Source organism: Streptomyces sp. NPDC015032, from assembly GCF_043080425.1.
Classification (GTDB): Bacteria; Actinomycetota; Actinomycetes; order Streptomycetales; family Streptomycetaceae; genus Streptomyces.
The window spans coordinates 78,061-88,888 of the sequence record NZ_JBIBVN010000030.1 but is presented as its reverse complement, the minus strand read 5'-3'; the positions used below and the strand labels follow the sequence as shown (position 1 = coordinate 88,888).

General features: G+C 65.4%; 5 protein-coding genes and 1 pseudogene. 1 reads left to right on the top strand and 5 read right to left on the bottom strand.

Annotation, left to right across the window (positions count from 1 at the left end; translation table 11 throughout):
• Nucleotides 1-437: 437 nt before the first annotated feature.
• A pseudogene (locus tag ACF08M_RS31175) lies at nucleotides 438-758 on the top strand (GMC family oxidoreductase); the annotation flags it as partial.
• A gap of 70 nt (nucleotides 759-828) precedes the next feature.
• Here the strand turns inward: ACF08M_RS31175 and ACF08M_RS31170 are convergent.
• From ACF08M_RS31170 to ACF08M_RS31150, 5 genes are all read right to left on the bottom strand, one after another.
• Nucleotides 829-1,320, bottom strand: a complete 492-nt coding sequence (locus ACF08M_RS31170; RefSeq protein ID WP_392188606.1) for a hypothetical protein — start codon at nucleotides 1,318-1,320, stop codon at nucleotides 829-831.
• Nucleotides 1,321-1,368: 48 nt separating this feature from the next.
• Nucleotides 1,369-1,518, bottom strand: a complete 150-nt coding sequence (locus ACF08M_RS31165) for a hypothetical protein (protein WP_392188605.1) — start codon at nucleotides 1,516-1,518, stop codon at nucleotides 1,369-1,371.
• Nucleotides 1,519-2,248: 730 nt separating this feature from the next.
• Nucleotides 2,249-4,627, bottom strand: coding sequence for an Ig domain-containing protein (locus tag ACF08M_RS31160; protein WP_392188604.1), 2,379 nt, complete (start codon nucleotides 4,625-4,627; stop codon nucleotides 2,249-2,251).
• Between the two features lie 127 nt (nucleotides 4,628-4,754).
• Nucleotides 4,755-8,183 carry a putative Ig domain-containing protein gene (locus ACF08M_RS31155; RefSeq protein ID WP_392188603.1) on the bottom strand — a complete coding sequence of 1,143 codons (3,429 nt, stop codon included), beginning with the start codon at nucleotides 8,181-8,183 and terminating at the stop codon, nucleotides 4,755-4,757.
• A 95-nt stretch (nucleotides 8,184-8,278) separates the two neighbouring features.
• Nucleotides 8,279-10,645, bottom strand: a complete 2,367-nt coding sequence (locus tag ACF08M_RS31150; RefSeq protein ID WP_392188602.1) for a discoidin domain-containing protein — start codon at nucleotides 10,643-10,645, stop codon at nucleotides 8,279-8,281.
• Nucleotides 10,646-10,828: the final 183 nt, after the last annotated feature.

Sequence of the window (10,828 nt, the reverse complement as noted above, 5' to 3'; positions counted from 1 at the left end):
TCGGCAGAACTGAGCTCGCTCTCCAGGGGATCGGGGGCACCAAGAGGGTCCGAACCCGATGCCGCACGAGCTTCCTCCGCCCTCTGCCTTTTGTCAGGTCGACCAGCAGGTTGACTCATGAGGACCTCGTCACTCTAAGTAGCCACACGGTGACACTTTATCAAAAATCGCCCTGACCAGGTTAAATCCGGCATACGCTGCGAGGGTGAGAATTCCCGGCCGGGCTCGGCCTTGAACGGCACCTGCGGTCCCGTCGGCGCAGATCATCGAGCGGGCTGTCCAGCTGGGCGGCGCGGCGTCGCCGTCGCCGAGCAGCAGGGTCGGGCGGCCCGCACCCGGGGTGCGGCGGAAGGCCTCGCACACGGAGTGCACCCGTACGGTGGTGACGAAGCGCCAGGGCCTGGGGCGGGCGGCCGAACCCACCACGCCGAGGACACCTGCGCCGCAAGCTGCAGAGCATCCTCGGCCACCTGGGCATGCACAGGCATTACCTGCTGCCGCACACCCTCTACCTGCACAAGGACATGCCCATCGGCGCCACCGCCCACCAGGCCGGCACCGTGCGCTTCGGCAACGATCCGCGCACCTCAGCGCTCGACACCACCTGCAAGACCCACGACCTGGACAACCTCTACGTCGTCGACACCAGCTTCTTCCCGAGCATCGGCGCAGTGAACCCCTCCCTGACCGCCATCGCCAACGCGCTGCGCGTCGGCAACCACATCGCCGAACGCCTCGGTGCCTCCTCCCCCGTCTGACCGCTACACAGCGCCCACGCGGGCCGGTCCCGCTGAGCCCACGCCAAAGATGCACCCCCCGTCGCTCACCTCATTCGCCTGCCCCTGATGCCTCTCGCGCCTCCGGGGGGCGGAGGGAGGACCAAAGGACATGCCCGCTCAGCACCAAAACCCAGGCGGGGAAGACGAGTTCAGACCAGGCGATGGTACTGACGAGGAACATCAGGACCAGCCCGGCGAGCACGCCGAACCAGGTGAGCCAGCGGGGGAAGACACCCATGCGGTGCCCCATCGTGGTGGTGCAGAAGGTGAAGACCGCCGCCATGCGCATCGCGTAGTTCGCCAGCAGGGTGAGTGCCAGGTGGCGCCCGAACTCCCACGACGCCAACTGCCCGGTGAGGCGGAGCGTGCCGGCAGCTGCGATGAGGCCGTCGACCCAGGCGGTGAGGACGAACACCATCGCGATGAACAACAGCCCGCTGCCTATGAAGAGAGTGCCGAAGAACCTGTCCGCCTGCCCGTGCTCCACGTGATCCCGTACCGCACCCATGAACCACAGGAAGAAGACCCCCGCGAAGGGCACCAGGCCCGCGGCGGTGCGCAGCGCATCACGGTTGGTGGGGTTGGCGAGCTATGTGTCCGCACCGACCGGGTGGCCGGGAATGGCGATACGGACCAGGACCAGGGCCGCGCTCAGCAGCAACGCGAACAGGACCCCTGCGACACCCGCAGCGCGCGGTGTCCGCAGCACCCGTGCCGGTTCCTCATTCATCGTCCGCATACCGCCTCCTGCCGTGCTCGGTCGCGCTGCCGGCCGAGGGCGTCATCCAGAGTGGTGGCAGCCGTGCTCAGCGACGGGCACGGGCTGGGAGAGGGGAACGTGATCCGGAGATACATGACAACACCGGGTGCCCGAAAGGCGGCGAAGACGCTGGGCGAGTCGAACTGGGGAGCCGCGAACCAGTCGCCAACCCCCTGCCCGGGGACCGGGGCCGCAGCCTTCAGGTCCCCGACAAGACCGTGTTCGGCGATGGGGGGATACCGATCCATGATCATCCCGCCTCACAGATACCGATACTTCCACTGTCACCCCGACCCGCCGAGGGCGCGAGAGGAGGAGTGGCTGGAGCGCCGCACTCAAGAGCGCACGCCCTGCGTCCGGCGGCACACCTCGGCCTCGAAGCCCCCCATCCACCGCGACGCGGCCAGTCACGACCGACAAGACCTTCCTGGCGGAATCCCACACCGTTCCGTTTCCGTTGACGATCGCCGCGGCCTCGCTGGTGAAGGCGGGCAGGGTGGCGCAGCCGTTGACGCACATGCCGACGGGCGCTGAGAGACCATCGAGGGCGCGGCCCCGCCACGATCACGGTGTCGGCGCACAAGAACCAGGCGAGCCAGGGCCACGACATCCCTCTGGACGCCGTCGAAGAGCAGCGCTGAGGCGTTTCGTCACACCTCCATCGTGGCCCTGACTGTTTTCAGCGGTCAGGGACCGACCGAGGCCGTTGTCAGCCGCGAGCGATCTGCAGGCTGTACGTGACCTCCGCGTCGGGCATGACGCTGTTGTTGCGCGCGGTGATCGTGAACCGTTTGGTGCCCGGGGCGGTGGGGACTCCGGTGATGCCGCCGGTGTCCTTGTTCAGACTCAGTCCGGCGGGCAGCGCGCCGGTGGTGACCTCGTACCGGACCGTCCGGGGCGAGCTGGAGGTGACCTTGAACGCGTAGAGCTCACCCACGCGGCCGTCGGCCGGCTCCGGTGTCGTGAAACCAGGCTTCGGCGCCTGCACCGGCTGAGCCGGGCCGACCGGACTGCCGGACGAGTCCAGTTCCTGCAGCGACCACTCCTTCCCCTCGGTCATCTCGCTCAGGTGCCAATTCTTCTTCTCGTCGGTCATGAGCTGCTGCTGGGCGGGCGTGAAGGCGCCGGCCTCGATGGCGGAGTTCCAGATCCGTACCGCGGTGAGGACCGCCGCGGTGTTGGATCCCTTGGCGAGACTGTCCGTGCTCGTCTCGAACCAGCCGAAGTTCGCGCCGATCGATGCGCCGAGGGCCAGGTTGTGCTCGACACCGAGCGTGCTCGTGCCTCCGCCGATCGGCAGTGAACCACCCATGGCGGGCAGGAAGTTTGCCCGGTAGAAGTTGTTGTTCCTGGTCACCTGCGCATAGTTGGAGTCGGACCAGCCAATGCCGCCCCAGCTGATCCGCGACTGGGCGAACCACGAGTTGGACGACGGGTTGGAGGCCTCGCAGATGAAGCCGTCCCGGGAGTCGAGCCGGCGGTAGATGCCGTTGACCAGGTGAGCGAAGCCCTGGCCGCGCCAGCCGCTCCAGGACACCTCCTCCAGTCCGTCGTAGGAGATGCTCCGTACACCGGTGGTGTTGGCCATGGTGGCAAGGCGGGTGGCGATCTCGTCGATGACCGGCAGGTCGCCTCGCGCGCCGCCGTACTGGTTCTCGCTGACCCGGGTGGCATCGGCCCCGGCGGGGTGGGCCGCCGCGGCCGATCCCCACTGCGCCCGGCTGACGCCGGTGAACTGCCACTCGCCGGCGCCCGCCTGCGTCACACCGGAGTACGTGAGGAACTCGTCGCCGATGCGCAGCCGGCGGCCGATGACATGACCGCCGCCCCCGGAGTCTCCGTCGGCGTACAGGGTCGTGTCCGACGCGGACAGAGCGCGGGTCAGCTGCACGGTCACTCCGACCGTGAGCCGCTTGTCGGCCGGTGCGGGAGAGATGTACGGGTCACTGGCCTGGATGAAGTTGGACAGGGTGTGCACGCCGACCCGCATGCCGCCCGCGGCGGCGGTCGCCACCAGTTGAGCCGCGGCGGCGTCCGAGCCGCCGAAGCCGCTGTTGAACTGGTAGTGCCCCGTCGACTTCCAGGGACCGGCCGCGCCCTGCACGGAGTAGACATTCTTGATGCCCGCCTGCTTCGCGAACTTCATGGCGTCGGACAGGTTCGAGGTGCCGAGGGACGACAAGGCCAGGAACGGCTGCCGGGTCGCCCGGGCCGCCTTCTGCCACTGCCCGTCGATGGTCGGGTACGGCAGGTGCTCGCCCTGGGCGATCTGGCTGAGCACGGTGAGCACGAGGTCAGGGGTGCTGCCGTGCACGGCCAGCTTCGATCCGAGGATCCGGCCTTCGAAGCCCGGCAGCGGACCGATCCGGATGCCGTCCTCGCGGGTCCGTACGGTGCTGTAGTCGTAGGAGTAGGCGCGCAGAATGCTGCCCCACGACGTCTTCGCCGCGGCGCCCCACTCGTTCTGCGTCCCGGCCTCCCCGTACGGCTTCGACTTCACCTCCGAACCGAACCCGTACGCGTCGAACTCCTTGGGCCAACCGCCGACGGTCTTGTCGTTGAGCGGGGTGATGCCGAGGGCGAAGCCGCTGTCGTGGACCACACCGACGGCCTCGCCGACGGTGTCGGTGACGCTGGTGGTCAGCGGCCCCCACAGCAGGGTCCGCACGTCCACGCCCGGTGCGGCGTCCAGACCGACGACCTCAAGCGTCGCGTACGTCGCGTGGTTGACGATCTCGACCTCGACCGTCGCCTGGCCGCCGCTGAACACCAGCACGTGCCGGTCCCACCGGGAGACCTTCACCTGGGTGGGGACGTCCTGCTTTCCGTCGCCCAGGACGACGGACACCAGGGGGAGCGACTTGCCCGCCGACAGATGGTCAATTCCCGTGCGTACGTCCTTCAGTTCGACGACCCGGCCCGTCGGGTCGAGACCCAGCGACAGGAATCCCGCCCTGATCCGCAACGGGCGACCGGCCTGCTCCGTGAACGCCGGCCCTGCTGCTGCCGCCGGCTGGGCGAGGGCCGGCGTCGCGATCAGCGCCAGCGAACTGACACCGCCGGCGATCAGGAAGTTTCTTCTGTCCACGATTCCTCCAAATCGACATGTGTCGATATGTCTCGTGTTCTACGTGGAGGGTGCAACCGGTTGTGCAGTGGTGCCGGCCGGCGTCGTCACCGATGAAGGCCACGAAACCGGCCGGTCGCCGTGTCACCTATCTCCCGTTGATGGCAACCTCGAGCAGGTCGGTCGTCGACCCGTTCGAGCCGTCGTCGAACGCCAACCTCACGTACTGGGCCTGTGCGCTGAGGGGGTACTGGTTGTGGAACCCGAAATAGGCAGTACCCGTCGGTCCGTTGACCGTACTGGCATCACTCCAGGACACACCGTCGACACTGGTTTGGATCCCGATTGTCTTGGGCGTGTTGACGTACCGCTGATCCAGCGTGTTGAAGTTGATGTCGATGTTCGCGATATCCGACTTCCTGGGCAGCTTGAATTGAATCCAAGCCTCTTCGCTTCCCGGCACCGACCACATCGACTGATCGAAGTGGTCGCCATCGATGAGCCTGCCGTCGGTGAGGTTCGACAACGCGTCCTGCCCCTGGCCGGCCGTGATTTCTGCTCCCTTTGCAAGGTTCCGGTACGGCAGCAGGTCCATGAAGACCCTGTTTGTCCGATAGTTCTTACCGTCCAGTGTCACGTCTGCCCAGACGACCCCTCTCGTGGGTGCCTCGACCTGCGGGGTGATGATCTTGTTCCCCTTGAACGTGAACGTGTCCACTTCCTTGATGGCGACCGGCTTGTATGTGTCACCGCCGGCCAGATCGACGATTCCGCCATGCCATGTGATCTGAGCCGCGTCCAAGCCGATGGGCCCGCCCGAGGCCGACCTGCCTTGTATCTCGTACGTGAGCCCGTCGGTCAGGCCGAACTCGCCGTAGGCCTCTTTCCCCTCCACCGACAACGACGCACTGAGCATGTCGGCGGCATGGATGGCACCATCCTTCACCGTCACCTTCAACACGCCTTGCCTGGTCACGCCCTCATAAGTGCCTCGGACCGTGATGCTCGTCGTGCCGTCCGACACCGGATTCACGATTCCACTGGGGCGAACCTTCGCAATCTCAGGGTTCGCGCCGCTGTAGGTCACGCCCGAAAGACTGGCTTTCAGCGCGGGATACGTCATGTAGCCCTCGGCCTTGACCTTCAGCACCTTCGGCGCCAACTGCTCACCAGTGACGTCGACATTGGTCAGCTGGTACTTGCGCTCAGGATCGTCCGTCACGATCTTGACGATGGTGTCGATCGGGTCTTCCTCCACATCGGCCAGGTCGATGGTCAGGCTGTCGCCCTTCTGGCTGAACGACGTGACCGGGACGTCGCTGTTCAGCCAACTCACCGACTTCACCCTATTCTTGACCGGACGAATGGTCAGGGACTTGTCGGTGATCGCGTCGAAGCCCCTCTTGCCGTCCGGCCCCTTCACGATGTGCAGATAGATGTTGTTGTCCCTGGCGGTCGCATATCCCCATTGCGGGCCGGTCGCGCTGTCGGGGAAAGCGAACTTCTCGTAGTTTCCTCGTCCATCGTCTTCGTAGCCGTAGCCCGCCAGGAAGTACGGCGTGGTGCCCGTCGTGGACTCGTGTCTCTCCGGCCCCTCCTCAGGACTGAACCAGCCGGCGAGGTTCTCTCTTACATCGATGAACTCCTGGGCGGCCTTCGGATACCTCGTGGCGATGTCCTGGGCAGAGTCCCAGTTCGGTCCCCGGCTGTCGAGAACCGACTGATCGTTGTTGTCGACATAGCCCCGACCGGCATTCATCACCATCTCTTTGGCGACCTGCCTGAAGTCGTCGCGCTTTTCGTAGTACGGCGAGAGCATGTTCTTGGTGTGGATCATCTTCCACGGTTCCATGGGGGTCCGCTTGAGAAGATGGTTCTTCCCCGTATTGGCGTAGATGCCCGACGCCTCGCCGGTTCTCACATCCGGATCGCCGTACTCTGCCCCCCAGGCATTTGAGTCCACGATGATCTCATCGCTGCGGTTGCGTATCGCACTGTACATGGCGTCGTAGTTGGCATTGGGCATCGCCTGTGGACCGTCGAAGTAAAGGTACTCCGGAGCGTAACGCTGAATAAGATCCTCCACATTCTGCACGAACACATCAGTGGAGTAATGCTGCAAACCGCCACCCTCGGTCGCGTAGTACAGGCCGAATTTCATACCGTACCGCTTTACCGCCTGCTCGTACTGCCTCAATCCGTCTACTACCTTGCCGTTCTCGTCCTTGGGCAGGTACTCCGCCCTGATGTGTTTCGGATCGGCGAATTTCGACGGCCAGAAGTAGTTCTGCTGCAGAGCTTCGATCGAAACCAGCGAGTGTCCTTCACGCTTCGCTCTCGCTGCCCATTGATCAACGGAGTAGTTCGGATCCACGAAGTAGTTGTACGTCGCGGTGGAATGGGTAAGCGCGCCTACCCTGCCCTCCTCGAACCACTTGTTCGGACGTTCCTTCACCGTGATGGTGAAGTCCTTTGAAGTAGTACTCCCTTCCCTATCGGCCACCTGGACGGTGAAGTGGTAGTCGCCTGGTTCGGTTTTGACGTCGACGATGCCTTTGGGGCTGTTCAGATCGACTTTCCCGTCGACCATTCCATCCGCGATGGAGCCATCGGGGTTCAGCTCCAGACCATCAGGCAACTTCCCGTCGATGATCTTCCAGGTATAGCCCGGTGCGCCACCGGCAGCCATGAACTGGAAAGCCGAAGCACTGACGCCGTACTTGTTGTCGGACGCCGACTTGTTCCAGACGTACGGCCATTCCTTGTAACCAGTGGGCATGTTGTTCTTCGGAAGCGGAGTGCGGATCGCATCGTCGGTCGAGAGTTCTTGCGACACGATCTGCAGACTCCTCGACGACCCTGTCACGGAATTGACCAGGCCATCGATCTTGTTGCCGTTCTGGTCCGTCACCCGACCGTAGAACCCGAGATAGGCGACGTTCTGATCCTTGGCTATCGGCACACCGTTTGAATTCACGTCCTCCGTGTAGGTGTGCTTGATCTGAATCATCAGCTTGTTCCAGCCCGCGTGCAGCTGGACGGCTTGCTTCGTCAGATCCTTTTGGACCTCCACCGGGGTGCTCGGGTTCGTCAGGCAGCTGTCGTTCGCATACAGCCGGTACGAACCGCTCGCACCGGCATTGAAATATGCCTGCTGCTCGACCGGGCTGTAGACGTACGTGTGCGCGTACACGTACTTGTTCCTCGTATCGACACCCTTCTTGACGGAGTAATACCCGTAAAGATCCTGGTAGTCGTCGTAGTTCCGGTTATAGATGCGGTCGTCGAAGTACTCCCACTTTCCGCTTTCGTTGCCGAAGCTCAACGAATCGCCGACCTTCGGGGTGATCTTCGTCCTCCCGTCGACCGGGGCCTTCGAGCCATCGGCTTCACATTCATATTGCTTGTCGGCCAGCGGCGAATCGAATGGGCCCGAGACAAGCCAGGAGTTGATGAACGGAGCGTTCCCGGCCACCTGCTGCGCGGACGCCTGCTTCGTTGCGGATACGCCGAACAGGAGTGATGCGATGATCACCACCCCCAAGAAGGAAGCAATCTTTCCATAGCTGTTACTCACTGCCGAGTGACCCTCTCTCCATGAGCGACTGTTCCGTGCCTGGTAGGGGTTGTGCAGCGGTGCCGACCGGCTCCGTCACCGGCCGGCACCACGTCTCAGCGGCGCGGGGGGTTCGTCGCCGGGCTCGCGGCCCGGACCTCGAGGCGCCGGAGCGAATAGCCGAAGGACGACGTGCGCCTGATGCCCTGCATGCGGATGTACCGGCCCGACACGGGAGCGAAGGTGAGGTCGTCCACGCGGGCGCCCGCGGGCTTGTCCCGGACGGCAGCGGCTGTCTTCCAGTTCGTCCCGTCGTCGGAGACCTGGATGTCGTAGTCCTTTCCGGACGCCGTCTCCCAGTCGAGCAGGACGCGGCGGACCGTCTGTACCTGGCCCAGGTCCACCTGGATCCATTCGCCGTCACGGTAAGCACTGGCCCAGCGGCTGGCCTGGTCACCGTCGGTGGCGTTCTCCGGTCCCAGGCTGGGCACTTCGGACGACGAGGCGGTGGTCGGCCTGCGCAACGCCAGATCCGCTGCGTCGAAGACGCGCATGCTCCACAGCGCGTAGCCGTCCTGTTTGCGGGCCGCTTCGGTGCCGACGAGACGCACGTACCGGGCGGTGACCGGTTCGAAGGTGAGCGTGTCGGATCCCGCGGACGTACGGTCCGTGCGGCGGGCGACCGTGGTCCAGGTCGCGCCGTCGCCGGACACCTGGATCGCGTAGTCGCGGCCGTGTGCGGGCGCCCAGTCCAGGTCGGCCTTGGTGACGATCCGGGGGCGGCCGAGGTCCACGCGGAGCCAGGCGTGATCTCCCGGGCCGCTCTGCCACTTGGTGGTGCTCACCCCGTCGAACGCCGCGTCGGCCGTGCCCGCAGACGCGGACGCCGGCTTGCCCGCGCTCAGCTCGCTGTCGGCCGGGGTGGCGAGGGTCGTGGCGACCTCGGTCAGCCCCGTACCCACGCCGAGCTTGCGTACGGTCGACATGAAATCGCCGTACGGGACAGCCGAGTTGGCGCCGCTCCACATTTTCTGCGCGAGGACGCCGAAGGTGGGGTCGACCAGTTTGTGTACGTCGAGTTCGGTGTAGCTGGACTTGGTCAGGTCGTTCCACACCGAGGACATGGCTCCGAGGAGCTGGGGGTCCTTCGGCGCGACGCTCTGGCCGTCGGGGAAGACGTTGGGTTCCCAGTTGTCGTAGAGGTACTTACCGTCCAGGCCGTGGCCGTGGTAATAGCTCGCGAACGGGACGATGTAGAGCAGGGCGTCGTTGGTGTTGATGAACGAGTAGCCGTCCTTCTTGGCGGCCTGCGGGCCGTACCACGAGTTGTTCCAGCTGTTGAGGGTGACGTCGCGGTCGAAGCCCTCGGTGTCGGACGTCATCAGGGACAGGCTGCCCCAGGCGCGCGGCTGCTTGCCGAGCGTGCGGATGTGGGCGGCGATCTCGTTGAAGTAGGTCTTGTAGCGGGGCTTGTCCGACCGGTACTCGTCGGCACCGAAGTGCACGTCCGGGCCGCGGAACCACGGCGTGAACTCGTCGAACACCGACTTCATGAACGCGGTGGTCTCCGGCTTGGACAGGTCCAGGTGATCGGAGTCGCCGTTGTTGAGGCCCAGGGACGGCTTGAACCGGATGAACGCGAGCGAATGGGCGGGGGCATCGAACTCGGGGACGAGCGTGACGCCGTTGGCGGCGGCGGTGTCCTCGAAGGAGTCCCAGTCGCGCCGGTCGTACGCCCCGTCCTTCGAGGCCAGGCCGGACAGCGCGGGGTTGTCGGTCCTGAGCCGGAAGCCGGCCTGGGCCTCGCTCCAGGGCCCGTCGCCCTTGAACCCGTTGTCGTTGAGGTGGATCTGGAACTCGTTGAGCTTGAACCAGCCCATGAGACGGATGTAGTCGCGGATGAAGTCCGCGGTGAAGAAGCGCCGCCCGACATCCAGCGTGAAGCCCCGCACCCTGTAGTTCGGCCAGTCCACGGCGGTGCCCACGGGGACGGAATCACGGCCGTCGTCGAGCAGCAGGATCTGCAGGAGCGTACGGGTGCCGTAGTAGACGCCCTTCGCGGTCGGAGCAGTGATCCGCACGTTCTTGCCGGTGACCGTGAAGGTGTAGCCCTCTTCCTTGAACCGGGCGCTGTCCACCGCTTCGGGCAGGGTGGGATCGATCGAAAGCACGATGTCGCCGCTGTGCGGGTGGCGCGGCGACAGGGCCGGCTTGCGCCCCGTGACCTGCTCGATCTCGTCGGGGAGGGTGGCGAGTTGATCGCGGAGACGGTCGCGGTGCGCTCCGGCGAACACGAGGCGGCTGTGCCGGCTCAGCTCGAAGAATCCGGTGCGGCCCTGCCACTTCTGGAGGGCGGGCACCACCGCGGGTTCTGCGTTGACCGGGTCGGCGGCGGCGCTCGCCGGTGTGGCGGGAGCGGCGAGGGCGAGCAAGGAGACCATTAGCGCGAGAAGGCACAGCAGCTGTCTTGGACGCACTCTCATGTGAAACTCCAAGCGTTCTCGATGAATCCGTTCCTGGAGGTTCGTGCGGGTGACGCGACGGGGAGCAGGTCCCGGCCGTGGGGGGGGGGGGGGGGGGGCGCCCGCCGCCCCCGCCCCCGGCCCCCCCGGCCCGGCGGGGGCGCGGGGGGGTCGGGGGGTATGAGGTCTGGGGGGGGATCGGAA

Bases quoted from the DNA above. Each gene is read 5' to 3' on its own strand.
- ACF08M_RS31165 (WP_392188605.1), bottom strand. From the start codon at position 1,518: ATGCGGACGATGAATGAGGAACCGGCACGGGTGCTGCGGACACCGCGC.
- ACF08M_RS31150 (WP_392188602.1), bottom strand. From the start codon at position 10,645: ATGAGAGTGCGTCCAAGACAGCTGCTGTGCCTTCTCGCGCTAATGGTC.